The following is a 24206-nucleotide window of genomic DNA, read 5'->3' on the forward strand; positions in this document are numbered from 1 at the left end:
CGCCCCGCCCGTACCGAGCGCCCCGGTCTCCCGGGTGCGCCCCGGTGCGGAGTCCCGTCCGACGCCGAGCACCCCGCCGCGGCTCGCCGCGAACCGGTCCTCACTGGGCGGGACGAGCACGCCGGCCCGCGCCGAGGCCCCCGCCGAGCCGGCACCCGCCCCGGCCCCGGCGCCCGCCCCGTCGGTGCGTCGTCGCTCGCGCACCGACCGGTTCGCGGCCTCCAGCCAGCCGGACGAGCCGGCACCGGGCTACCCGGCGTCCGGCCCGACGCCGTCCGCCGACGCGCCCTACGCGCCGCCGCCGCCCCCCGCGCCGCAGCCGGCCGAGGAGAACCTGTGGCAGCCCGCGCCGTACGACGAGGCGCCCGCCTACGCCGCCGCGCCCGAGCCGGAGACGCCCGACTTCGAGATCACCCGGCCCCGCTACGAGCGCGAGCCCGCCTACCAGTCCGAGTCGTCGTTCGCGCCCGCGGGCGCCGCACCCGCGTACGACTACTCCGCCGAGGCCTCCGGCTACGGTGACCAGGGCGGCTACGGTTACGGCGAGCAGCCCGGCTACCAGTCGCCCTACGCCGACGGCCCGGCGCCGGTCGTGGTGGAGCAGAGCCCGTGGGAGTCCGGCGGCTACCTGGCCGGACCCGACGACGGCTACGGGCAGACGTCGTTCGCCACCGACCCGTACCCGTCGAGCGCCCCCGAGGCGCCGGCCCGCCCGGTGCCGCCGGGCGAGAGCATCCGGGCCAGCACCCCGATGCTGTTCGAGGAGGAGGACGACCCCGACCTGGAGGCGCTGGCCCGCAGCATCGGCATGCCCACCCGGATCGTGTGGTCGCGCCCGCGGCGCAACCAGCACTTCGAGGCGATGCTCCTGCCGGACGGCGCCATCGAGCTGGCCAACGGCGCCCGGTACCGGCACCCGGACTCGGCCGCCACCGCGGCCTCGGGCTCGTACACCGCGGACGGCTGGAGCGTGTGGCGCATCGGCGACACCGGCCCCACCCTCGTGGAGGAGTTCTCCCGCCGGTTCGCCTGAGCCTGCTCAGCCCGAGGCGCGCACCACGAGCTCGGGCACGAAGGTCGCCGACCCGCCCGTGGTCCCGCCGTCGAGCTCGGCGAGGAGCAGCCGCGCCATCGCGTCGGCCATGTCCTCGACGGGCTGACGCACCGTGGTGAGCGGGGGATGGGCCTGCGCGGCGACGCTCGAGTCGTCGAACCCCACCACGGCGACGTCCCGGGGCACGTCCCGGCCGGCGGAGCGCAGGGCGGTGGAGACGCCGTCCGCCATCAGGTCGTTCGCGGCGAAGACCCCGTCGACGTCCGGCCGGGCGGCCAGCAGCGCCCGGGCCGCGGCCTCGCCGCCTGGGCGCGTGAAGTCGGCCGGGACCACCTCGGGCTCGCGCAGGCCCGCGGCGCGCACCCCGTCCAGGAACCCCTGCAGCCGCTCGTGCCCGAACGGCGCGTCGGCGGGCCCGGCGACCACCGCGAGCCGGGTGCGCCCGGACCGGGCGAGGTGCTCGGCGGCCAGCCGCCCGCCGGCGGCCTGGTCCAGGTCGACCCAGGCGACGTCCGGCACGGTGGTGCGGGTCGAGAGCACCAGCGGCACGGCGAGGCCGGCGAGCCGCGCGGGCAGCGGGTCGGCCGAGCTGGACGTGATGAGCAGGACGCCGTCGACGTGCCCCTGCCGCACGTACCGCACCACCTGGTCGTGGGCGGGCGGGTCGGCCGGGATGATCGCGAGGTGGATGTCGCGCGGCCGCAGCACCGCCTGCGCCCCCGCCGTCACGCGGCCCACGTACGGGTCGGTGAAGAGGCGTTCGAGGAACGGCAGCGGCGAACGCTGCTCGGGCGGCTCGGAGACGACGAGCGCGACCGAGCCCGTGCGGCGGGTCACGAGCGACCGGGCCGCGAGGTTCGGCACGTAGCCGGTCTCGTCGATCGCCCGGCGCACGACCTCGACGATCCCGGGATCGACGGTGGACACCCCGTTGATCACCCGCGACACGGTCGCCCGGGACACCCCGGCGACGGAGGCGACGACCTCCAGGGTAGGACGCTGCACCCGCCCTTTATACCCCTCGTCGAGTGCTGGGTATCTGCGGCCCGCAGGCTGCGAACTCGACAGATACCCAGCACTCAACGGGTGAGTGGGTTACTGGTAGACGCGGACGTAGTCGACGAGCATGCGGGACGGGAACGGGGTGCTCGCGTCCGGCGGACCCGGCCAGTCACCGCCCACCGCGAGGTTGAGGATCAGGTAGAACTCGTGGTCGTAGACCCACGGCCCGCGGGTGGACTCCACGGTGTCCTTGTCGGCGTAGAACACGTCGCGGCCGTCGAGCGAGAACTGGATGCCCTCGCTGTCCCACTCGGCGGCCCAGGTGTGGAAGCCGTCCGAGATCTTCGAGCCGTCGGGCAGGGTGTACGCCCCGCCGTAGCCGCCACCGCCGTTGTACGCCGGGGCGTGCAGGGTGGAGTGGGCCTGGGTCGGGTTCTGGCCGATGAACTCCATGATGTCGATCTCCCCGTTGTACGGCCACGGGCGGCCGTCCAGGAAGTCGGAGCCCATCATCCAGAACGCGGGCCACAGGCCGCGGCCCTCCGGCACCTTCACGCGCGCCTCGAACCGGCCGTACTGCGCGTGGAACTTGTTCGACGTGTTCATGCGGTGCGACGTGTACTGCCGCCCGTCCCGGTCCTCCCGTCGGGCCTCCAGCACGAAGTTGCCCTGGCCGTCCTGGAACCCGTTGCCGCTGGGGGTGTAGACCTGCTGCTCGTTGTTGGCGGGCAGGCCCGCGTCGATGGTCCACCTCGAGCCGTCCGCGGGGGTGCCGGCCGCGCCGTTGAACTCGTCGCTCCACACCAGGTCGAGGTCGTCGAAGTCGGGGTCGGCGGGCTCGGCCGGGGGCGCGGTGGGCGCCCCGCCTGTGCCGTAGACCTGGAACTCCCAGAGCGAGTAGCCGTAGGGGCCGCTCCGGTCGCGCAGGTGCACGCGCACGTGCCGGCCGTCGGCGTCGAGCGGGATGGTCTGCTTGAAGCCGGTGCCGTTCGTGGTGGTGTGCACGGTGCGCCACGTCGAGCCGTTGTCCGAGACCTCGATGTCGAACGCCGTCGCGAACGCCGGGTCCCACTGCAGCACGACGCTGCTGATGTGCGCGGCCGCCCCCAGGTCGACGGCGATCCAGCCCTCGTCGACCCAGCCCGTGTCGGGGCTGACGGCCCAGCGGCTGGCCGGGTCGAGGTCGAAGGCCTTGTCGGGGCCGCAGAGCCAGCAGGTGCCGTCGTTCTGCGAGCTGGAGGCGCTGCCCTGCTTGCCGTAGGAGAGCAGCGAGGTGTCGGTGGGCGTCCCGCCCCCGGTGCCGAACACCTGCAGCTCCCACAGCGAGACGCCCCACTGGGTGGCGCGCTGGGTGACCCACAGGCGCAGGTAGCGCCCGGTGCCGTCGACGTCGAGGTTCTGGTCCCCGCCGGCGCCGGTGGTGGTCGAGTAGATCGTGGACCACGCCGCACCGTCGGCGGACGTCTCGATCCGGAAGCCGGACGCGTACGCCGTCTCCCAGTCGAGGACGACCCGGTCGATCGCCTGGACGGAGCCCAGGTCGACGCGGATCCACTGGTTGTCGGCGGCGGCGCTGGACCAGCGGGTGCCGGGGTCGCCGTCGACGGCGGCGGCGCCGGTGCTCCAGTCGAACTCGGTGCTGGAGGTGGTGACCGCCCGGCCCTGGGAGAGCGGTTCGGCGGCGGCTGATGCGGTGGTGACCTGGGTGATCGCACCCAGGACGAGCAGGGCCGCGGCGGTGGTCGCCGCCGCGAGCGTGCGGACGTGTCTGCGCATGTGACGTGCTCCTTCGAACGTCGGTCTGGCACGTTGAGCCATCTGAGAGAGCGCTCTCTGAGATGGTCGCGGACATTCCGGACCCTGGTCAAGGCTTTCGACGAAGTTTGCTGACCGACCTGTAAGTGAAGGGGCCTAGGGCCGGACGACGACCTTGCCGAACTGTCCGCCCTCGTCCAGCCGCGCCAGGCCCTCGGCGGCCTTCGCGAGCGGCACCTCGGCGTCGATCACCGGGCGCACGCCCGTCCGCGCGCAGAACCGGGCGAGCGCGCCCAGGTCCTCCCGCGAGCCCATGGTGACGCCCTGGACCCGGATCTCCTGGAAGAAGATGCGGGTCAGCTCGGCCGGGGGAGCGTCGCCCGACGTCGCGCCGCAGACCAGCACCGAGCCGCCCGGCCGCACCGAGCGGATCGAGTGCGCCCACGTGGCCTGACCCACCGACTCGAGCACCGCGTCGACCCGAGCCGGCAGCCGGGCCCCGGTCTCGACGGCGCCCGCCGCGCCCAGCGCGACGGCCCGCTCCCGCTTCTCGGCGGAGCGCGACGTCACCCAGACCTCCAGGCCGGCCGCCGCGCCCAGCACGACCGCCGCCGTCGCGAGCCCGCCGCCCGCGCCCTGCACCAGGACGCGGTCGCCCGGCGTCAGGCCGCCCTGCGTGAACAGCATGGTGTACGCGGTGAGCCACGCCGTCGGCAGGCACGCGGCCTCCTCGAACGACAGCTCGGCGGGCTTCGGCACCAGGTTCGCGGTGGGCACCGCGACCCGCTCGGCGAGGGTCCCGGGGTAGCGCTCCGAGAGGAGCGAGCGGGGTTCCTTCGGCCCGACGCCGTGGCCGTCGGCCCCGATCACGCCGTGCACGATCACCTCGGACCCGTCCGGGGCCACCCCTGCGGCGTCGGTGCCCAGGATCATCGGGAGCTGCTGCTCCCGCAGGCCCACGCCGCGCAGAGACCACAGGTCGTGATGGTTCAGGGACGCCGCCCGGATGTCCACGGTGGTCCAGTGCTCGGGGGTCTCCGGCTCGGGTCGCTCGCCCACCTCCAGGCCGTCGAGCGGGCTGTCGGGCGAGAAGCGGGTCACGTAGGCGGCAAGCATCCGTTCAACCTACCTGGCCCGCCGCGGCGGGCCAGGTAGGCGGGGACGAACGGAAGATCACCCGGCGGACTGCTCCGTCCCGATGTCGAACATCCAGGAGATCCCGAACTTGTCGGTGAGCGCCCCGTAGTAGTCGCCCCAGGGCGCGAGCTCGAGCGGCTGGCCCGGGGTCGCGCCGTCGGACAGCTTCTCGTAGGCGCCCTTGATGTAGTCGTGGTCGTCCGGGCCGCCGGTCAGGGAGACGGTGACACCGCTGGTGGGCGCCACATACTCCATGAACGACGGCGTGTCGGCCGCCATGATCGTGAGGTTGCCCGGGGCGTCGAGCTGCCCGTGCATGACGAGGGCCTTGTCCTCGTCGGGGGTCGGCATACCCTCCATGGGGTTCTCGCCGAAGGTGCTGACGGTGAGCTCGCCGCCGAGCACGGACCGGTAGAAGTCCAGGGCATCCTTGGCCTCGGACTTGAAGCTGAGGTACGGATTGAGCTTTGCCATACGGCCACGCTAAGCCTGTGTCCGACGGCGCGCGCGACGGTTACCCGAGGAACTCGCTCACCATGGGGCCGATCTGGTCCGCCTCGACCAGGAACCCGTCGTGCCCCACGTCGCTCGTCACGATCCGCAGCGACTCCGCCTGCGGGATCCAGCGGGCCAGCCGCGCGGACTGGGCGGGCGGGAACAGCCGGTCGCTGTCCACCGCCACCACCAGGGTGCGCGCGGTGATCTGGCTCAGCGCATTCTCGACGCCGCCGCGGTCGCGGCCCAGGTCGTGCGACAGCATCGACTCGGTGAGCACCAGGTAGGAGTTGGCGTCGAACCGGCGCGCGAGCTTGTCGCCGTGGTGCTCCAGGTAGGACTGCACGGCGAACCGCCCGCCCGCGAACGGGTCCTCGCCGCCCTGCGGCAGGCGCCCGAAGCGCTGGTCGAGCTCGTAGCCCGTGCGGTACGTCGTGTGCGCGATCTGGCGGGCGATGCCCAGGCCGGTGTGCGGGCCGTCGTCGTCGGCCGCGTCGTAGTAGTCGCCGTCGCGGAAGCGCGGGTCCACGCGGATCGCGGCGAGCTGCGGGTGCGCCCACGCGATCTGGTCCCCGCCGGTCTGCGCGGTGGTCGCGATCGCGGCGAGGTTGCGCACGGGGACACCGGACTCGGGCCCCAGCAGCGCCCACTCCAGCACGCGGAGCCCGCCCATCGAGGCGCCGATCACGAGGTCCCACGACCGGATCCCGAGCTCCCGGGTCAGCGCGATCTCCACGGCCACCTGGTCGCGGGTCGTGATGTAGGGGAAGCGGCCGCCCCAGGGGCGCCCGTCGTCCGCCGTCGACGACGGCCCGGTCGTGCCCTGACAGCCCCCGAGCGCGTTGGGCGCCACCACGAAGTACCGGTCCGTGTCGATGGGCCGGCCGGGGCCGACCATCTGGCTCCACCACCCGGGGGTCACGTGCCCGGTCCCGGCCTCGCCGGTGACGTGCGAGTCGCCCGTGAGGGCGTGCAGCACGAGCACGGCGTTCGAGCCGTCGGCGTTCAGCGTGCCCCAGGTCTCGTAGGCCACGCGGACGGCGGGCAGGCGGCCGCCGGCCTCCAGCTCGAACGCGCCGACGTCGGCGAACTGCCGGCGCCCGGGGTCGTCACCCTCGCGCCACGCGCCGCTCGGCGGTACGGGCGGCTTGCTCCGGGCGCGCGAGGTCTCGACGGGTCCGGCCGGGCCGGGCGTGGCGACGTCGCCCCCGCCGTGCGTGTCCTCCCGCACGGAGAACGGGACGCTCGTGGTGCGGATGCTCGGGTCAAGGGCACCGTGAGCGGCCTTCGGGGTGGTGACGGCCATGGCTCCTCCTGCGGCTCGGGGTGGTGGGCGGGCACCGGAGGGTTCTCCGGTGCCCGCCCCGGGTACTGCGGGTGGATCAGTCCGTCTCGCCGCCCAGGAGGTTCTTGGCGGCGGTGAAGCCGAGCTCCAGGTCGGCCAGGATGTCCTCCACGTTCTCCAGGCCCACCGCGAGGCGGACCAGGCCGGGCGTCACGCCCGAGAGCGCCTGCTCGTCCGGCGTGAGCTGGGAGTGGGTGGTGGACGCGGGGTGGATCACGAGCGAGCGGACGTCGCCGATGTTCGCCACGTTGGAGTGCAGCTGCAGGGCGGAGACGAAGGCCTGGCCGGCCTCGGTGCCGCCGTCGAGCTCGAAGGCGAGCACCGCGCCGGCGCCCTGCGGCGCGTACTTCTGGGCGTTGCCGTACCAGGGCGAGCTCTCCAGGCCCGCGTAGTGGACGCCGCGGACGTCGTCCCGGGCCTCCAGCCACTGAGCGACGTGCTGCGCGTTGGCGACGTGCCGCTCGACCCGCAGCGAGAGCGTCTCCAGGCCCTGGGCGAGCAGGAACGCGTTGAACGGGGAGATCGCCGCGCCGAGGTCGCGCAGGAGCTGCACCCGCGCCTTGAGCACGAACGCGAGGTTGGCGCCCAGCGCGCCGTCGACGCCGAGGTCGCGGGCGAACACCAGGCCGTTGTAGCTCGGGTCCGGCGTGTTGAAGCCGGGGAACCGCTCGGGGTCGGCCGCGAAGTCGAACCGGCCGCCGTCGACGATCACGCCGCCGATCGCGCTGCCGTGGCCGCCCAGGTACTTGGTCGCCGAGTGCACCACGATGTCGGCGCCGTGCTCGAAGGGGCGGATGAGGTACGGCGTGGCGACGGTGTTGTCCACGATCAGCGGGACGCCGGTCTCGTGGGCCACCGCGGCGACGCCCTCGATGTCGAGCACGTCGGAGCGCGGGTTCGGGATGGTCTCGCCGAAGAACGCCTTGGTGTCGGGGCGTGCCGCGGCGCGCCACGCGTCGAGGTCGTGCGGGTCGTCCACGAACGTGGTCTCGATGCCGAACTTGGGCAGCGTGTGGTGCAGCAGGTTGTAGGTGCCGCCGTACAGGCTCGCGGACGCCACGATGTGGTCGCCCGCCTGCGCCAGGTTGAGGATCGCGAGGGACTCGGCCGCCTGGCCGGACGCGACCAGCAGGGCGCCGACGCCGCCCTCCAGGCTGGCGATCCGGTCCTCGACGACCTGCTGCGTCGGGTTGCCGATGCGGGTGTAGATCGGGCCGAGGTCCTTCAGCGCGAACCGGTCCGCGGCGACCCCGGCGTCGGGGAACACGAACGACGTGGTCTGGTAGATCGGCAGGGCGCGGGCGCCCGTGGTGGGGTCCGGCTCCTGGCCGGCGTGGATCTGACGGGTCTCGAACGACCACTGGGGCTGAGTCATGGCTCTCCCTGCTTCCTCTGCGGTGTGGCGTGCTTCTGGCTGAACTGACCGAGCGGTGCCGCGGCGTGCCCCGGAGGGCCTGCGCATCAGGGGATGGGTCCGCGGCGGGTTCGAGGGCGCGCACGCGGAGGTCGGCCGAGCGGCCGAGGGCAGGCGAACGTGCGCTGGATCAGCAACAACACATTCGACGAGTCATGGTGTGACCGTAGACGCACCAAGGCGAGGTCGAAAGACGTGTCTTGAATCGTGAGATGCAGAAATGAGACACGCCGTGGGCGACTCCGGACCCGTGTCGTCCTATGCGCCGTTTTGCCTTCCGGATGCGCACTTCGGATGCTCGGGGCACATTTGGACCGGTAACAACGAAGTGATTCACAGGATCCGCGCAAGGCGACACGCCGAAGGGGTGCGGATCGGAAGGGGGGATCATGCGACGGATCCACGGCGTGCTGGCACTCCGGGCCCTCGGGGCCGCGGTCCTCGCCCTCGGGCTGGTGTTCCCGTGGGGCCCCAGCGCGCAGGCGGACCCGCCCGCCGACCCGCCCTCCGCACAGGACGCGCAGGCCGCCCGGGACGCGGTCGCCGCCGGCACGCTCGACGTCGAGCAGGCCGAGGCAGCGCTCGCGACGCTGCGCTCCGAGCTCGAGGCGGCACAGGTCCGCGTGCAGGTCGCGGCTGCCGACTACGCCGAGGCACAGCAGGCCGTGGAGCAGGCGGAGCAGGCGGTGGCGGAGGCCCGGTCCGCGGCCGCGAAGGCGCACAAGGGCGAGGTGACGGCGCGGGGGAGCCTCGCCGAGGTGTACCGGGCGTCGTCGCGCGACGACGGCCTGGGCTCGCTCGGCGTCGCGCTCCGGGCCGACTCGGTGACCGACATGGTGGGCCGCAGCGCGGCCGAGCGGGCGGTGCAGCGCAAGGTCGGCGGGGCCCTGGCCGAGTACCAGGACGCGCGGGCGGTGTCGGAGTCCGCCGACGCGCGCTGGACGGCCGCGAAGAAGGAGCTCGACGCGGCGGCCGAGCAGGCCGAGTCCGCGTTCGACGCCGCCCAGGCCGCGGCGGCGGACCTCGAGACGCGCACCCGGGCGGCCGAGGTGGAGCGGCAGGCGCTGGTGCAGCGGCTCGCTGAGCTGCGGCAGACCAGCGTGCGGATCGAGCGCGAGCGGGAGGCCGCCCGGGCGGCCGCCGCGGAGGCCGCGCGCGAGGCGGCGGCACGGGCGGAGCTCGAACGGCAGCAGCAGGCCCGGGACGCTGCCCGTGCGGAGGCGCGGGCCCAGGAGGCGGGGCCCGCGGAGGCGCCGGGCGGTGCGGGCGGCTCCGGGGGTTCCGGCTCGGGTGGTGGCGGCGGCGGTGGCGGCGGTGGCACGACGTCGGACGCACCGCCGGCGGCCGCGCCCGCCGTCCCGCCCACCTCGGGTGTCTCGGCCGGCTCGGCGGGCCGCGGGCTCGGCGCCGTGACCTGGGCCCGGACCAAGCTGGGCGCGCCGTACCTGCTCGGCGCCGCGGGACCGACGTCGTACGACTGCTCGGGCCTGACGATGATGTCGTGGGCCAGCCAGGGCGTGAACATCACGCGGACGTCGCGCTCGCAGTACCTGGCGGTCGGCAAGGTGGGCTACGGAGCCCTGCGGCCCGGCGACCTCATCTTCTACGGGTCGGACCCGAGCGACCCGTCGTCGATCTACCACGTCGCCATGTACACGGGCGGCGGCATGATGATCGAGGCGACGCTGCCCGGGCATCCGCTGTCCGAGAACCCGCTGCGCCTGTCGAGCGCGATGCCCTACGCGGGCCGGCCCTAGACGAGTCAGACGCCCAGGTCACCGGAGTGACCTGGACGTCTGACACGTACGGGGTGCGGGCCGTTCAGTGCTTGTCGTAGTAGCCCGTGTCCTTGGCGCGCTGGATCGAGCGGACGATCTCCGCCTCGGCGTCGGCGCGGCCCACCCAGTGGGCGCCCTCGACGGACTTGCCGGGCTCCAGGTCCTTGTAGACCTCGAAGAAGTGCTGGATCTCCAGGCGGTGGAAGTCCGAGACGTCGTCGATGTCCTGGCGCCACGCCGCGCGCTGGTCACCGGTCGGCACGCACAGCACCTTGTCGTCGCCGCCGGCCTCGTCGCGCATGCGGAACATGCCGAGGGCGCGGCACTTGATCAGGCAGCCGGGGAACGTGGGCTCCTCCAGCAGCACGAGCGCGTCCAGGGGGTCGCCGTCCTCGCCGAGGGTGCCCTCGATGAAGCCGTAGTCGTCCGGGTAGCGCGTCGAGGTGAAGAGCATGCGGTCGAGGCGGATGCGTCCGGTCTCGTGATCCACCTCGTACTTGTTCCGCTGACCCTTGGGGATCTCGATCGTGACGTCGAACTCCACGCCGATGTGCTCCAGTTCTCGATGATGGTCGCCGAAGTGTCTTACCGCGGCGGCGGTCTTGCGCCTGTCCAGTGTGCCATGCGCCGTGTATCCCGACCGTGACCTGTGGTCAGAACCACTGTCCGTGTTCGGCATAATTCGCAGCGTGCGCGACGCGCGCGGGAACTGACGGCAGGTGTGGGTGAAATTTCCCGTGAATCGCCGCTGTCGTACACGCCGCGTGGTTTGCCGCGACTAGAGTTGGCGATGGCTTTCACGTGACGATCGAGAGGATGCCCATGGAGTGGGGGTTGCGCTCCGGCGCTGCCGTCGCCGCGGTCGTCGCACTGTTCGGTGGGTACCTGGTGGCGGACGCGTACGACATGGTCCCCGGCATGCTCACGACCGCCGCGCCCTGGCCCGAGCCGAGTCCCTTCCCGTCCGCCCCCGGGGCGGTTGACGGGCCCGCGCCCGTCGCGCTCCTGGAGGACCTCCCGGACGACGCCCCGGTGCCGGACAGCGTGGAGATGCAGCGCCTGGTCAGCGACCTGGCCAAGGACAAGCGGCTCGGCTCGCGCGTGGGCGTCGTGGTGGCGGACGGCGCGACCGGCCAGGTGCTCGGCTCGTCGAGCCCGGACAAGCTCATGACCCCCGCGTCCACGCAGAAGCTGTTCACCGGCGTCGCCGCGCTCACGTCGTCCATGGCGAACAGCACGCTGGACACCAAGGCCGTGCTCGTCGACGACAACACGGTGGTGCTGGTCGGCGGCGGCGACATGATGCTGTCCGAGGGCAAGGGCGACCCAAACGCGGTTAACGGCCGGGCCGGGCTGGCGGATCTCGCCCAGCAGGTCGCCGCCAAGATCAAGGTCACAGGCGACACCGAGGTGCGCGTCGCGCTCGACGACACGCTCTTCACCGGTGACGAGATCGCGCCGACCGTCGCCAGCCCCGACATCGCGGCCGGCTACATCGCGCCCGTCTCGTCCGTCGGGATCAACGTGGGCCTGCTGTCCGACGGCTACACCGACAACGGTCCCCGCGCGTCCGACCCGGGCAAGTACGCCGCCGAGGCGTTCTCCGCGGCCCTGGAGGACCAGGGGCTCAAGACCGCCGGGGCCGTGGTGGACGAGAACGCCCCGGACGACGCGCGGGTGCTCGGCGAGGTCAGCTCGGCCCCGCTCGCGGAGGTCGTCGGCTTCGCCATGCAGTACTCGGACAACACGATCACCGAGGTGCTCGGGCGGCTCGTCGCGGTGGACGCCGGACTGCCGGGCTCCAACGACGGCGCCACGCAGGCCGTGATCGCCGCCGCGAAGGACCTCGGCGTCGACATGACCGGCGCGCGCCTGCGGGACTGCTCCGGGCTCGGGGACGGCTCCTACCTGAGCGGGCAGCAGCTCGTCGACCTGCTCGGGGTCATGGTCGACCCGGCGAACCCGCAGCTGCGCAGCGAGGCCGCCGGCATGCCCATCGCGGGCCTGACGGGGACGCTCGCGGCCAGCCACGGCCGGTTCACGGGTGACAACCCCGCCCAGGGGCTCGCCCGGGCCAAGACCGGGAGCCTGCCCAAGGTGCGTGCGCTCGCCGGGACGGTGATCACCGCCGACGACCGGATGCTCGTCTTCTCCGTGCTCGCCGACTCGATCCCCGCCAAGCAGACGGCGGGCGCCACGTCCATCTACGACGACTTCGTCGGGGACCTCGCGGCGTACTCCGTCCAGGGCTGACGCGCGACCGCTCCTGGCCGTTACCGTGGTCCGGTGACCCAGGCCTCCGCAACCCCTCAGATCGTCGACTGGTCGGCGGCCGCCCAGATCGCGGCACGCCTCGCCGCGCCCGGGCCCCGCGCCGACCGCGACGAGCTCGACTCCCTGGTGAGCGGCCTGCGGACGGCGGCCGGCGACGCCGTCGGGCACGTGCTGGAGACCACGCGCATGACGCCGGCCGCCCAGGCCGCCGGCGGCGCGGCGCTGAGCCCGGTCGCGGTGGTGGACCGGGCGACCTGGGCGCGCGCGAACACCCAGTCGATGGCCGTCATGACGGACGGGATCGGGTCCGTCGTCGCCGAGGTCTCCAAGGGCGCCACCTCGGCCGGCGCCCAGATGGCCGGCGCCGCCGAGATCGGGGCGGTGCTCGCCCTGCTCAGCGGGCGGGTGCTCGGCCAGTTCGACCCCTACTCCGGACCCGGCCGCCTGCTCCTCGTCGCCCCCAACGTGCTCCAGGCCGAGCGCGCCCTGGAGGTCCCGGTGCGGGACTTCCGCCTGTGGGTGTGCCTGCACGAGCAGACGCACGCCCTCCAGTTCGCCGCGGCCCCCTGGCTGTCGGGGCACCTGAGCGGCCGCACGCGGGGCCTGGTCACGGGCATGGCCCGGACCTCGGCCGAGCTGGCCAAGGCCCGGTTCGACCGGAAGATCGCCGTGATCGGGCGGAGCGTGCTCGACGCCCTGCGCGGCGAGGGCGGCACCATCATGGACGGCGTGCTGACGCACGACCAGAAGGCCGAGCTCGCCGACATCACCGCCGTCATGGCCCTCCTGGAGGGGCACGCCGACGTGATGATGGACGCCGTCGGGCCGCGGGTGGTGCCGTCCGTGCGGCGCATCCGGGCCAAGTTCGAGCGGCGGCGCGACGGCGAGGGGCGCAGCACGTTCGACGTCGTCGTGCAGAAGCTGCTCGGCATGGAGGCCAAGCTCGCCCAGTACCGCGACGGGGCCGCGTTCGTGCGGTCCGTGGAGCGGGCCGTGGGGCGCGAGGGGCTCAACGCCGTCTGGGCCGGGCCCGAGAACCTGCCGACCGCCCGGGAGATCGCCGACGCCCGCGCGTGGGTGCGCCGGGTGCACGGCTGACCGTGGCCAGGGTTGACCCCGCCGTCGCCGCGGCCCGCACCGCGGTCCGGGCGGCGCTGTCCGGCCTGGGCCCGGACGACCTCGTGCTGGTCGCCTGCTCCGGCGGGGCCGACAGCCTCGCCCTCGCCGCGGCGGTGGCCTTCGAGGCCCGCCGGGTCGGACGGTCGGTGCGCTCGCGCGGGCACGCCGTCCGGGCGGGCGCGGTGGTCGTGGACCACGGGCTGCAGGCGGGGTCGGCCGACGTCGCCGCCCGGGCCGCAGAGCAGTGCCGCGCCCTGGGCCTGGACCCGGTGCTGGTGCGGCGCCCCGACCGGCCGGGCGGCGCGGACTCCGCCGGACCCGAGGCCGCCGCCCGTGCGATGCGGTACCGCGCGTTCGAGGAGGCGGCCGCCGAGACCGGCGCCCACCGCGTGCTGCTCGGGCACACCCTCGACGACCAGGCGGAACAGGTGCTGCTCGGCCTCGCGCGCGGCGCCGGCGCCCGCTCGCTCGCCGGGATGCCGCGCGAGCGGGGCGTCTTCCGACGGCCGTTCCTCGGGCTGCGCCGCGCGCAGACCGAGGCCGTGTGCGCGGCGTCGGGCCTCGACTTCTGGACCGACCCCACCAACCTGCTGCCCGACGCCGGGCCGGGCGCGACGCCCACCGACGGACGAGGCGGCGCCGGCGGGTTCACGCCCCTGCGCTCGCAGGTGCGCGGGCGCGTGCTGCCGGTGCTCGAGGCGACGCTCGGGCCGGGTGTCGCCGAGGCCCTCGCGCGCACGGCGGACCAGGCCCGGGACGACGCCGACCTGCTGGACTCCCTCGCGGCCGACCTCCTCGCGCGGGCGGGGGCGGCGGCGTCGGGCACGGCGGCGGGACAGGACGCTCCGGCACAGGACGGCGCGGCCGAACCCGGCGAGCACGCCCTCGACGTCGGCGTCCTCGCGGCGGCCCACCCGGCCCTGCGCCGCCGGGCCCTGCGGCTCGCGGCGCTCGCGGCCGGCTGCCGGCCCACGGACACCACCACGCGGCACGTCGACGCGCTCGACGCGTTCGTCGTGTCCTGGAGCGGCCAGGGCCCGGCCGGGCTCCCGGGCGGCGCACGGGCGCGTCGTGCGTGTGGCAGGCTTTTCCTGCGCGCCGCGCCGACCGGGACCTCGGACGGCTGGACCGGCGTCAGACCCCCCACAACGACTCAGGAGTGACCCGTGGACAAGTCCGACGTCGGAACCGACCTCGCAGAGGTGCTGCTCACCGAGGAGCAGATCGGCAAGAAGCTCGACGAGATGGCCGCCCAGATCGACGCGGACTACGCGGGCAAGGACCTGCTCCTGGTCGGCGTGCTCAAGGGCGCGGTCATGGTGATGGCCGACCTGTCCCGCCGCCTGCACCACAAGGCGCAGATGGACTGGATGGCCGTGTCGTCCTACGGCTCGGGCACCAAGTCCTCCGGGGTGGTGCGCATCCTGATGGACCTCCGGTCCGACCTGACGGGCCGCAACGTGCTCATCGTCGAGGACGTCATCGACTCGGGTCTCACGCTGTCCTGGCTGGTGTCGAACCTGCGCTCGCGCGGCCCCGAGTCGGTCGAGATCGCCTCGATGCTCCGCAAGCCGGACGCCGCGCAGGCCGACGTCGACGTGAAGTACCTCGGCTACGACATCCCGAACGAGTTCGTGGTGGGCTACGGCCTCGACTACGCCGAGAACTATCGCAACCTGCCGTTCGTTGCCACCCTGGCACCGCACGTCTACGGCGGCTGAACGGTGCCCGTCCCGGACGGTTCGTCGCGTCCGGGCGAGTGTGGCCCAGGAGTCACATGCTCTGGGCGAACACTCGGGGCTCCTCTCAGGGAGACCATGTAGTTTCGACGGATACATACTGCGCGAGCGGAGGGAAACGGGGCCTAGTCCCCGTCGCCGATGAACATCAAGAAGCTTCTGAGTGGGCCCGTCATCTGGATCCTGGTCGCCTTGGTCGTGGTGACGCTGGCCATCTCAGCACTGAACCAGCCCAACGTCTCGCGAATCGAGACGTCACAGGGGATCGAGCTGCTCCAGGGCAGCACGGTGAAGCATGCCCTCATGGTCGAAGGCGAGCAGCGGGTCGAGCTCGAGCTCACCAAGGCGTACAAGTCGACCGAGGGTGACGGCGACGCCGCCGAGGAGGTCGACCACGGCAAGACGGTCGAGTTCTTCTACACGGTGCCGCAGGGCGAGCGGGTCGAGGACGCCATCGTGAAGTCCGACCCGGCCGACGGGTTCGACTCGGAGGTGCCGCAGCCCAGCTTCTGGTCCTCCATGCTGTCGGTACTGATCCCGTTCCTGCTGATCGGTGTCGTGTTCTGGTTCCTGCTGTCGCGGGCCCAGGGCGGCGGCAACCGGGTCATGGGCTTCGGCAAGTCCAAGGCCAAGCTCGTCAGCAAGGACACCCCGCAGGTGACCTTCGCCGACGTCGCCGGCGCGGACGAGGCCGTCGAGGAGCTCCAGGAGATCAAGGAGTTCCTCGCCGAGCCCGCCAAGTTCCAGGCCGTGGGCGCCAAGATCCCGAAGGGCGTGCTGCTGTACGGCCCGCCCGGTACCGGTAAGACGCTCATCGCGCGCGCCGTCGCGGGCGAGGCCGGCGTGCCGTTCTACTCGATCTCCGGCTCGGACTTCGTCGAGATGTTCGTGGGCGTCGGCGCCAGCCGCGTGCGCGACCTCTTCGAGCAGGCCAAGCAGAACTCGCCCGCGATCATCTTCGTCGACGAGATCGACGCCGTCGGGCGCCACCGCGGCGCCGGGATGGGCGGCGGGCACGACGAGCGCGAGCAGACGCTGAACCAGATGCTCGTCGAGATGGACGGCTTCGACGTCAAGACGAACGTCATCCTCATCGCCGCGACCAACCGCCCCGACATCCTGGACCCGGCCCTGCTGCGTCCGGGCCGCTTCGACCGCCAGGTCGCCGTGGAGGCCCCGGACCTCAAGGGCCGCGAGGCGATCCTCAACGTGCACGCGCAGGGCAAGCCGATGGTCCCCGAGGTGGACCTCGCGGCCGTCGCCCGCCGGACCCCCGGCTTCACGGGTGCCGACCTGGCGAACGTGCTGAACGAGGCCGCCCTGCTCACCGCGCGCAGCGGCGCCCAGCTCATCGACGACCGCGCGCTGGACGAGGCGATCGACCGCGTCGTGGCCGGACCGCAGAAGCGCACGCGCGTCATGCAGTCCAAGGAGCAGAAGATCACCGCCTACCACGAGGGCGGGCACGCCCTGGTGGCCGCGGCGATGCGCTACACGGACCCCGTCACCAAGGTGACGATCCTGCCGCGCGGCCGCGCCCTGGGCTACACCATGGTCATGCCGCTCGAGGACAAGTACTCGACCACGCGCAACGAGCTGCTCGACCAGCTCGCCTACGCGATGGGCGGGCGCGTGGCCGAGGAGATCGTGTTCCACGACCCCACCACGGGTGCCTCGAACGACATCGAGAAGGCCTCGGCCATCGCCCGCAAGATGGTCACCGAGTACGGCATGAGCGAGCGGGTCGGCGCCATCAAGCTCGGCACGAGCTCGGGCGAGCCGTTCCTGGGCCGTGACTACGGGCACGAGCGGGACTACTCCGAGGCCGTCGCCGGCACCATCGACAACGAGGTGCGCAAGCTCGTCGAGGCCGCGCACGACGAGGCGTGGGAGGTGCTGACCCAGTACCGCGACGTGCTCGACGAGCTGGTGCTGCGCCTGCTCGAGAAGGAGACGCTGAACCAGAAGGAGCTCGCGGACGTGTTCGCGCCCGTCGAGAAGCGCGCCGCCCGCGACGTCTGGCTCTCCAGCGAGCAGCGCACCGTGCACACGCGCGGCCCCGTGCTGACGCCGAAGGAGCTGGCGGCCCAGAACGGGCACGCCCCGGTGGTGCCGCAGGACGAGGCAGTGGTGGACGCGGCGACGCCGTCGGACAACGTGCCCACGGACCCGACGAACTGACCGGAGCACGACGATGACCGAAGGGTCCATCACACCCCTGTCCACGCCCGTGCGGCGCGCGGCGGACGTCCCGCCGTACGACGCCGCACGGGCCGAGGCGGCAGTGCGTGAGCTCCTCCTCGCCGTCGGCGAGGACCCCGAGCGCGAGGGCCTGCGCGAGACGCCGGCCCGCGTCGCCCGGGCGTACCGGGAGATCTTCGCGGGCCTGCGCCAGGAGCCCGAGGAGGTGCTGACCACCACCTTCGACCTCGGGCACGAGGAGATGGTGCTGGTCAAGGACATCGAGGTGTACTCCACCTGTGAGCACCACCTGGTGCCGTTCCACGGCGTCGCGCACGTGGGGTACATCCCGAACGTGGACGGGCGCATCACCGGGCTGAGCAAGCTGGCCCGCCTGGTCGAGGTCTACGCGCGCCGCCCGCAGGTGCAGGAGCGCATGACCACGCAGATCGCGGACTCCCTGGTGGAGATCCTCGAACCGCGCGGCGTGCTCGTGGTGGTCCAGTGCGAGCACCTGTGCATGTCGATGCGCGGCGTGCGCAAGCCCGGCTCGCGCACGATCACCTCCGCGGTGCGCGGCGTCATGCGGGACGGTGCGACGCGAGCCGAGGCGATGAGCCTCATCCTCGGGAAGTGACGGTGTCCGCCGCCGTCCGGTACCCCGCCCGGGACGCCCGGGTGCAGGGCCTGCCGGAGCTGTCCGGGACGGGCCGCACCCTGGTGATGGGTGTGGTCAACGTCACCCCGGACTCGTTCTCGGACGGCGGCGAGTGGTTCGAGCCGTCCGCCGCCGTCGCGCACGGGCTGGAGCTGCTCGGCGAGGGCGCGGACATCCTCGACGTGGGCGGCGAGTCCACCCGGCCGGGGTCCGTGCGGGTGCCGCAGGACCAGGAGCTGGCACGGGTGCTGCCCGTGATCGAGCGGCTCGCCGCGCGCGGCGCCGTCGTGAGCGTGGACACCACGCGTGCGGCCGTCGCCGAGCGGGCGGTGGCTGCGGGCGCCCGCATCGTGAACGACGTCTCGGGCGGCCTCGCGGACCCCGAGATGGGCCGCGCGGTCGCCGAGACCGGCGCCGCGTACGTGGCGATGCACTGGCGCGGGCACGCCGACGTCATGGACGACCTCGAGGTGTACGACGACGTCGTGGCCGACGTCCGCGACGAGCTCGCGGCACGCATGGCCGCGCTGTACGACGACGGGGTCCGGCCCGAGCAGCTGATCCTCGACCCGGGGCTCGGCTTCGCCAAGGCCGGCGTGCTCAACTGGCCGCTGCTGGCCCACCTCGACGCGCTCCACGAGCTCGGCCGCCCGGTGCTCGTCGGCGCGTCCCGCAAACGGTTCCTGGGCCACCTGCTCGCCGACCCGGCGGGGCGCCCGGCGCCGCCGCGGGCGCGCGACGACGCGACGGCCGCGATCTCGGCGCTGTCGGCCGCCGCGGGCGCCTGGTGCGTGCGCGTGCACACCGTCCGGGCGAGCGCCGACGCCGTCAAGGTCGCCGCCGCGTGGACCGCCGCGGACGGCGCGGCCCGGGTAGGGTCACCGGGTACTTCTTCCCCTTCCGCACCGGAGGCATTGACTTCCACCGTGGCCTTGACCACAGAATCGTGGACGGCCGGGGGACAAGACATGCCAACCTGGCAGGATTCCGGTGCACGCAAAGACGATGGGGGAGGACCACGGTGACCACAGCGTTCGGAACGGGCGTCACAGGCCCGGACGGCCGCGCGCTGGACCAGATCCAGCTGAGCGGCGTGAGCGCGCGGGGGTACCACGGTGTGCTGCCGTCGGAACGGCAGACGGGCCAGGAGTTCCGGGCCGACGTCGTGCTGTACATGGACACGCGCCCGGCGGCCGCCGGTGACGACCTGGCACAGACCGTGAGCTACGCGGACGTCGCGGCGGACGTCCACGACATCCTGAAGGGCGACCCCGCCGACCTGATCGAGACGGTCGCGGAGCGCATCGCCGCAGCGGTGCTGGCCCGCCCGCAGATCGAGGCGGTGGACGTGCGGGTGCACAAGCCGCACGCGCCGATCCCGGTGCCGTTCGCCGACGTCGAGGTGGCCATCCGCCGCGACCGCACGCGCATGCCCGTCGTGGCGGTGCCGGCGGCGCTGCTCGCCGCCGGCGCGGCGCCCGAGCCCGCGGCCGAGCCGGCCCCGGCCGAGACGCCCGAGCCGCAGGACTTCGAGCCCGTGGCCCGGCCCGTCGCCGAGGAGCCGGAGCAGTTCCGGCCCGAGCCGTACGAGCCCTACCAGCCGGCCGAGCCCTACCAGGCGCCCGAGCCGTACCAGGCCCCCGAGCCCTATCAGGCCGAGGCGTACCAGGCTGCCGAGCAGTACCCGGCCGCCGAGCAGTTCCAGGCCCCCGAGTCCTACCAGCCGGCCGAGCCGGCGCAGTTCGCCGCCGAGCCGTTCGAGGCGGAGCCGCTCGTGGACCGGGTGCCGGCCGTGGCGCCCGCCCCGCCGCTCGCGGAGGAGCCCGAACCGCTCCCGCAGCCCGAGCTCATCGCACCCGAGCCGCTCCAGGTCATCCCGGCGCCGTGGGAGCTGCAGGCCGAGGCCCCGGCGCAGGCCGAGCAGCGGGACGTCCCCGGCAAGGAGCCGGTGTTCCAGCAGCCCGAGCCTTTCCAGCCCGAGCAGGCGTTCCAGCCCGAGCCCGCGTTCGAGCCGATCCAGCAGTACGAGTCCGTCCAGGGGCTCGACCAGCGGCCCGGGATCGACCAGCACAACAGCTTCGACCAGCAGCTGCAGCAGTTCGAGCAGCCGTCTTACGACCAGGCCCAGCAGGGCTTCGAGCCGCAGGCGTACGAGCAGCCGCGGCGCGACGCCCAGCCGAACCAGTACGACCAGATGTTCGAGCCGCAGTACGACCAGGGCGACATGGAGGCGACCCGGGTCTCGGCGGCCGTCCCCGACTCCGCCGTCGGGCAGCCCGAGCCGGCGTTCGCGCAGGAGCAGTACGCCCAGGAGCAGCCGTACCAGGCCGAGCCCCGCGACCGGTTCGACGAGGTGCCCGCCGGGTACGTGGACGTGGTTATCGCGATCGGCGCGAACCTCGGCGACCCGCAGGCGACCATGCGGTCGGCCGTCGCCGAGCTGGACCGCGTGCCCGGCGTGCAGATCACCGACGTGTCGCCGCTGGCCCGCACGGCCGCCGTCGGCGGTCCGGAGGACCAGCCCGACTACCTCAACGCCGTGCTGCTGGCCCGCACCACTCTCGCGGCGCGGGGGCTGCTGCAGGCCTGCCAGGAGGTCGAGAACCTGCACGGCCGCACCCGCGAGGAGCGCTGGGGCGCCCGCACGCTCGACGTCGACCTGATCACCTACGGCACCCTGACCGACTCCGCCGAGGACATCGAGATCCCGCACCCCCGCGCGCACGAGCGCGCCTTCGTGCTGGAGCCCTGGTCGCAGATCGCGCCGGACGCGGTGCTGCCCGGCCTGGGCGGCGGACCCGTGGCCCAGCTCGCGGCGACGGCACCCGACCGGACCGGCATCCGCTGGCTCGCCCTCGACTGGCTGACCGACCCCGAGCCCGAGCAGGGCGGCGGGGTCACCGGCTCCGGCCACCCCGCGGTGCCGGACGACGGCGGGCAGGACGCGCACGTCGCCGAGATGCCGCCGGCCCTTCCGCCGTCGCTCCCGCCGAGCGGGCGCCCGCAGGCCTCACCCGGCGGTCCCGTGGTCGAGGTGCCGGGCGGCGGCCAGCCGCAGGCGCACCACAGCGGCCCGGTCGACCTGGACCCCGGCCACCCGCAGGGCTACCCCAGCGGACAGGTGCCGGGTCCCGGCGGTTCCGTGCCCATCCCGCACCAGGCGCAGCAGGTGGCTCCCGCGGCCCCGCGTCCGGCCGCGCCGATCGGCGTGCCCGGCAGCGGGTCCGTCGTGCCGCCGCCCGAGGAGGCGCTCGTCCCGGCCCCGCCGGTGCCGATCGCGCCCCGCGCGGTCCGGGACACGGCCCACGAGGACCCGGAGCGCGAACAGCTGCCCCCGGCGTCGTCGGCGCCGGCCAAGCCGGTCTTCGCCCCGGTCAACCCGTCGCGGCAGCAGAGCGGGGTGTTCCCGCCCATGGGCGGCGCGCCGCAGGAGCCGGCCGCGCCGGTGTTCGCCCCGGTCGGCACGCCGCAGAACGGTGCGCCGGAGCCGGCCCAGAACGGCCACTCCGCCGGCCACTCCAACGGGATCCGGGACACCTACGACAACGACCACACCGTGATCCGGGTGCCGGGCTACGCGACCGAGCAGTCGCTCCCGGCGTCGGACGGCCCGATCGACTCCGTGCCCTCGTGGGTGCCGGTCCGGGACGAGCGGGGGCGCGACGCCTGACATGCGCAGAACCCCGGTCAGATCCCTGATCGCAGTCCTGGTCGCGGTCGCGGTCGTCGGTTGGCTCGTGCTGCGTGCCCTCGAGGCGCGCGCCGTGTACCTCCCGGTGGTGCCGTGGCTCGTCGACGTCGCGATCCTGGCGCTGGCCGGGGCGATCTTCTGGCTGGGGTGGGGCGTGCGGGCCTACCAGAGGGGCAAGCGGCCCAACCTCGACGGCATCCGGGCCGCCCGGACGCTCGTCCTGGCGAAGGCCGCCGCCCTGACCGGGTCCCTGCTGGGCGGCTGGTACCTGGCGCAGGTGCTGGTGGTGCTGGGCGACCTCGCGATCGAGCCGCGCCGGGACCGCGCGGTGGCTGCCGGGGTCGCCGTGCTGTGCTCGGTGGCGCTCGCCGTGGTCGGCCTGGTCGTGGAGAAGTTCTGCGAGCTGCCCCCGTCCGACAAGGACCGGAGCGGCTCCGAGGAGGGCGAGTCCCCGGCGCCTGCCTGACGCCTCGCTACCCACCGGCACGGGTCTGCGGAACAATGGCCAACATGACCAGCCCATTCGAACCGCACGACGTGACCTGGAACCGCGTGTCCCCGCGGCTCGTGACGGCCCGCCTCGTCCCGGGCACCATCAGCCTCGGGATCCCGCTGGTCGTGGGCGTGGTGCTCGCGGTCACCGTGAGCCCCTGGTTCTGGATCCTCGCCGGGGTGCCGGCCGTCTTCCTGCTGTGGTCGTTCCTCCTGGTCCCGCGCCAGGTCCGGGCGATCGGGTACGCCGAGCGCGACGACGACCTGCTCATCCGCAAGGGCGTCATGTTCCGCTCGATGGTCGTGGTGCCCTACGGCCGCATGCAGTACGTGGACGTCGAGGCGGGGCCGCTCGACCGCAGGCTGGGCCTGGCCAAGGTGCAGCTCCACACGGCGTCCGTCGGCACGGACGCCCAGATCCCGGGCCTGCCCCCGGACGAGGCGGCACGCCTGCGCGACCGCCTGGCGTCCCGTGGCGAGGCCCGGCTGGCGGGGCTGTGAGCATGCCCGAGCACGACGTCGACCCGGCGCGCTCCGCCTTCGACGGCCTCGGACCGGACTCGCCCGAGACGCTGGAGTGGCGCCGCGTGCACCCGATCACCCCGCTGGTGCGGGGCTGGGCGGTGGTCGGCGCGGCCGTCGTGATCCTGGGGCAGCAGAGCCTCGAGGGCGGGCCGCGCGGCGGCCTCCTCGCCCTGGTGTCCAGCGAGTACTGGTGGACGCTGCTGGCCGCCCTGGCGGCCGTGGCCCTCGTGGGCTGGGGCTACTCGGCGCTGGCCTGGCGCATGACGACGTTCGCCGTCGGCGAGCAGACCGTGCACCTGCGGCGCGGCATCCTGTTCCGGCAGCAGCGGCACGCGCGGCTCGACCGCCTGCAGTCGGTGGACATCCGGCAGCCGCTCGTGGCCCGGTTCTTCGGGCTGTGCGAGCTCACGCTCGAGACGGCGGGCGGCACGGACTCCGGCGTGGCCATCGGGTTCCTCAAGGGCGCCGACGCCGACGAGCTGCGCGCCGAGCTCCTCGCCCGCGCGGCGGGTCTCAAGGTGGGCGGCACGCGGCACGTGGCCGACGCCGCCCCGGCTCCGTCCGACGTGGTGACCGCTCCCGTTCCGGAAGGGACGGAGCTGGACGCAGCACCGCAGGACGCCGGGCAGCCGGCGCAGCCCCTGCCCGCCGCCAGCCTCGAGGCGCCCCAGGTGCCCGTCCTGACCGTGCCCCTGGGCCGGCTCATCGCCTCGGTGGTGCGCTCGGGGGCGATGATCACGCTGCTCCTGTGGGCGCTCGGCGTGGTGGTGGTCATGATCGTCACGGGCGAGTTCGCCGTCATCTCCGCCTCGCTGCCCGCCGTGCTGGGCGCGGGCGGGTACCTGTTCAACCGGCTGACCGGCGAGTTCGACTTCCGGGTGGCCATCTCGCCCGACGGCGTCCGGCTGCGGCACGGCATGCTCGAGACCCGGTCCCAGACCATCCCGCCCGGCCGCGTGCAGGCCGTCCGCCTGGTGCAGAGCCTGCTGTGGCGGGACCGCGACTGGTGGCGCGTGCAGGTGAACGTGGCCGGCTACGGCGGCGAGAGCGAGGAGAAGAACAGCGTGCTGCTCCCGGTCGGCACCCGCGAGGAGGCGCTGACCGTGCTCTCCCTCGTGCTGCCCGACCTCGGCGTCGACGAGCCGCGCCGCGTCCTGGACGCGGGCCTGGACGGCGACTCCCGCACGGAGAGCGCCTACGTCACGGCGCCCCGGCGGACCCGCATACTGGACCCGGTGGCGTGGCGCCGCAACGGGTTCACCGTGACCGGCCGCGCGCTGCTGCTGCGCCGGGGCCGCGTGGTGAAGGTGCTGGACGTCGTGCCGCACGAGCGGACGCAGTCCCTGGCCGTGAGCCAGGGGCCGTGGCAGCGCCGGCTGGGCGTGGCGTCGTTCCAGGTGCACTCCACGGAGGGCCCGGTGCACCCCGAGGTGCCGCATCTCGAGGCCGCCGACGCGGCGCTGCTGATGACCGAGCAGGCCCGGCGTGCGCGCACCGCGCGTGCGGCGGCGGGCCCCGAACGATGGATGGAACGACAGGGGGAGTGA

General features: G+C 73.8%; 19 protein-coding genes and 1 pseudogene. 13 read left to right on the forward strand and 7 right to left on the reverse strand.

What is annotated here, in order from left to right; translation table 11 throughout:
• Nucleotides 1-1033, forward strand: a pseudogene (locus tag ACFV9Q_RS19930) (hypothetical protein); the annotation flags it as partial.
• A gap of 6 nt (nucleotides 1034-1039) precedes the next feature.
• Here ACFV9Q_RS19930 and ACFV9Q_RS19935 read toward each other — a convergent pair.
• The 6 genes from ACFV9Q_RS19935 to ACFV9Q_RS19960 all read right to left on the reverse strand — a co-directional run bounded on the left by ACFV9Q_RS19935 (nucleotide 1040) and on the right by ACFV9Q_RS19960 (nucleotide 8163).
• On the reverse strand, nucleotides 1040-2059 hold the full coding sequence (locus ACFV9Q_RS19935) for a LacI family DNA-binding transcriptional regulator (protein WP_377235843.1): 1020 nt from the start codon (nucleotides 2057-2059) through the stop codon (nucleotides 1040-1042).
• Between the two features lie 90 nt (nucleotides 2060-2149).
• Nucleotides 2150-3832, reverse strand: a complete 1683-nt coding sequence (locus ACFV9Q_RS19940) for a discoidin domain-containing protein (protein ID WP_377235844.1) — start codon at nucleotides 3830-3832, stop codon at nucleotides 2150-2152.
• 135 nt (nucleotides 3833-3967) lie between these two features.
• The gene (locus ACFV9Q_RS19945) at nucleotides 3968-4927 is read right to left on the reverse strand and encodes a zinc-binding dehydrogenase (protein WP_377235845.1); all 960 of its coding nucleotides are present in this window, start codon (nucleotides 4925-4927) and stop codon (nucleotides 3968-3970) included.
• Nucleotides 4928-4984: 57 nt separating this feature from the next.
• Complete coding sequence (locus ACFV9Q_RS19950) at nucleotides 4985-5422, reverse strand: VOC family protein (protein WP_377232538.1); 438 nt, start codon at nucleotides 5420-5422, stop codon at nucleotides 4985-4987.
• A gap of 40 nt (nucleotides 5423-5462) precedes the next feature.
• Entirely contained in the window at nucleotides 5463-6749 is a 1287-nt protein-coding gene (locus ACFV9Q_RS19955; RefSeq protein ID WP_377235846.1) for a homoserine O-acetyltransferase, read from the reverse strand.
• A 76-nt stretch (nucleotides 6750-6825) separates the two neighbouring features.
• Nucleotides 6826-8163 (reverse strand): bifunctional o-acetylhomoserine/o-acetylserine sulfhydrylase, encoded by a 1338-nt coding sequence (locus ACFV9Q_RS19960; RefSeq protein ID WP_377235847.1) that lies wholly within the window; start codon nucleotides 8161-8163, stop codon nucleotides 6826-6828.
• 428 nt (nucleotides 8164-8591) lie between these two features.
• Between ACFV9Q_RS19960 and ACFV9Q_RS19965 the strand changes: the two genes are divergently transcribed.
• Nucleotides 8592-9959, forward strand: coding sequence for an NlpC/P60 family protein (locus ACFV9Q_RS19965; RefSeq protein ID WP_377235848.1), 1368 nt, complete (start codon nucleotides 8592-8594; stop codon nucleotides 9957-9959).
• Between the two features lie 64 nt (nucleotides 9960-10023).
• On the opposite strand, the gene ACFV9Q_RS19970 is transcribed toward ACFV9Q_RS19965, so the two are convergent.
• Nucleotides 10024-10524: an inorganic diphosphatase gene (locus ACFV9Q_RS19970; RefSeq protein WP_119141774.1), complete on the reverse strand. Its 501-nt coding sequence runs from the start codon at nucleotides 10522-10524 to the stop codon at nucleotides 10024-10026.
• A gap of 257 nt (nucleotides 10525-10781) precedes the next feature.
• Here ACFV9Q_RS19970 and dacB point away from each other — a divergent pair, with 257 nt between their 5' ends.
• The 11 genes from dacB (at nucleotide 10782) to ACFV9Q_RS20025 (ending at nucleotide 24206) form a co-directional block, all read left to right on the forward strand.
• Nucleotides 10782-12233: a D-alanyl-D-alanine carboxypeptidase/D-alanyl-D-alanine-endopeptidase gene (gene dacB, locus ACFV9Q_RS19975; RefSeq protein WP_377235849.1), complete on the forward strand. Its 1452-nt coding sequence runs from the start codon at nucleotides 10782-10784 to the stop codon at nucleotides 12231-12233.
• A gap of 33 nt (nucleotides 12234-12266) precedes the next feature.
• Nucleotides 12267-13352 (forward strand): zinc-dependent metalloprotease, encoded by a 1086-nt coding sequence (locus ACFV9Q_RS19980; protein ID WP_377235850.1) that lies wholly within the window; start codon nucleotides 12267-12269, stop codon nucleotides 13350-13352.
• A 2-nt stretch (nucleotides 13353-13354) separates the two neighbouring features.
• Nucleotides 13355-14536: a tRNA lysidine(34) synthetase TilS gene (gene tilS / locus ACFV9Q_RS19985; RefSeq protein ID WP_377235851.1), complete on the forward strand. Its 1182-nt coding sequence runs from the start codon at nucleotides 13355-13357 to the stop codon at nucleotides 14534-14536.
• 3 nt (nucleotides 14537-14539) lie between these two features.
• A complete protein-coding gene (gene hpt / locus ACFV9Q_RS19990) occupies nucleotides 14540-15094 on the forward strand; it encodes a hypoxanthine phosphoribosyltransferase (RefSeq protein WP_377228300.1) in 555 nt (184 codons plus the stop codon).
• 159 nt (nucleotides 15095-15253) lie between these two features.
• Nucleotides 15254-17293, forward strand: a complete 2040-nt coding sequence (gene ftsH / locus ACFV9Q_RS19995) for an ATP-dependent zinc metalloprotease FtsH (protein WP_377228301.1) — start codon at nucleotides 15254-15256, stop codon at nucleotides 17291-17293.
• A gap of 13 nt (nucleotides 17294-17306) precedes the next feature.
• Nucleotides 17307-17930, forward strand: a complete 624-nt coding sequence (folE, locus tag ACFV9Q_RS20000) for a GTP cyclohydrolase I FolE (protein WP_377228302.1) — start codon at nucleotides 17307-17309, stop codon at nucleotides 17928-17930.
• An 86-nt stretch (nucleotides 17931-18016) separates the two neighbouring features.
• On the forward strand, nucleotides 18017-18976 hold the full coding sequence (gene folP, locus ACFV9Q_RS20005) for a dihydropteroate synthase (protein ID WP_377228321.1): 960 nt from the start codon (nucleotides 18017-18019) through the stop codon (nucleotides 18974-18976).
• Nucleotides 18973-21621: a 2-amino-4-hydroxy-6-hydroxymethyldihydropteridine diphosphokinase gene (folK, locus tag ACFV9Q_RS20010; RefSeq protein ID WP_377235852.1), complete on the forward strand. Its 2649-nt coding sequence runs from the start codon at nucleotides 18973-18975 to the stop codon at nucleotides 21619-21621. The genes folP and folK overlap by 4 nt, the downstream gene beginning before the upstream one ends.
• A gap of 1 nt (nucleotide 21622) precedes the next feature.
• On the forward strand, nucleotides 21623-22108 hold the full coding sequence (locus ACFV9Q_RS20015; protein WP_377235853.1) for a DUF3180 domain-containing protein: 486 nt from the start codon (nucleotides 21623-21625) through the stop codon (nucleotides 22106-22108).
• 35 nt (nucleotides 22109-22143) lie between these two features.
• Nucleotides 22144-22635, forward strand: a complete 492-nt coding sequence (locus ACFV9Q_RS20020; protein WP_377228305.1) for a PH domain-containing protein — start codon at nucleotides 22144-22146, stop codon at nucleotides 22633-22635.
• A 2-nt stretch (nucleotides 22636-22637) separates the two neighbouring features.
• On the forward strand, nucleotides 22638-24206 hold the full coding sequence (locus ACFV9Q_RS20025; RefSeq protein ID WP_377235854.1) for a PH domain-containing protein: 1569 nt from the start codon (nucleotides 22638-22640) through the stop codon (nucleotides 24204-24206).

This window comes from Promicromonospora sp. NPDC059942 (genome assembly GCF_042731755.1).
Classification (GTDB): Bacteria; Actinomycetota; Actinomycetes; order Actinomycetales; family Cellulomonadaceae; genus Promicromonospora.

Coding starts and splice junctions, on each gene's coding strand:
- ACFV9Q_RS19940 (WP_377235844.1), bottom strand. CDS start 3,832: ATGCGCAGACACGTCCGCACGCTCGCGGCGGCGACCACCGCCGCGGCC.
- ACFV9Q_RS19945 (WP_377235845.1), bottom strand. CDS start 4,927: ATGCTTGCCGCCTACGTGACCCGCTTCTCGCCCGACAGCCCGCTCGAC.
- ACFV9Q_RS19950 (WP_377232538.1), bottom strand. CDS start 5,422: ATGGCAAAGCTCAATCCGTACCTCAGCTTCAAGTCCGAGGCCAAGGAT.
- ACFV9Q_RS19955 (WP_377235846.1), bottom strand. CDS start 6,749: ATGGCCGTCACCACCCCGAAGGCCGCTCACGGTGCCCTTGACCCGAGC.
- ACFV9Q_RS19960 (WP_377235847.1), bottom strand. CDS start 8,163: ATGACTCAGCCCCAGTGGTCGTTCGAGACCCGTCAGATCCACGCCGGC.
- ACFV9Q_RS19965 (WP_377235848.1), top strand. CDS start 8,592: ATGCGACGGATCCACGGCGTGCTGGCACTCCGGGCCCTCGGGGCCGCG.
- ftsH (WP_377228301.1), top strand. CDS start 15,254: ATGAACATCAAGAAGCTTCTGAGTGGGCCCGTCATCTGGATCCTGGTC.
- folE (WP_377228302.1), top strand. CDS start 17,307: ATGACCGAAGGGTCCATCACACCCCTGTCCACGCCCGTGCGGCGCGCG.
- folP (WP_377228321.1), top strand. CDS start 18,017: ATGGGTGTGGTCAACGTCACCCCGGACTCGTTCTCGGACGGCGGCGAG.
- ACFV9Q_RS20015 (WP_377235853.1), top strand. CDS start 21,623: ATGCGCAGAACCCCGGTCAGATCCCTGATCGCAGTCCTGGTCGCGGTC.
- ACFV9Q_RS20020 (WP_377228305.1), top strand. CDS start 22,144: ATGGCCAACATGACCAGCCCATTCGAACCGCACGACGTGACCTGGAAC.
- ACFV9Q_RS20025 (WP_377235854.1), top strand. CDS start 22,638: ATGCCCGAGCACGACGTCGACCCGGCGCGCTCCGCCTTCGACGGCCTC.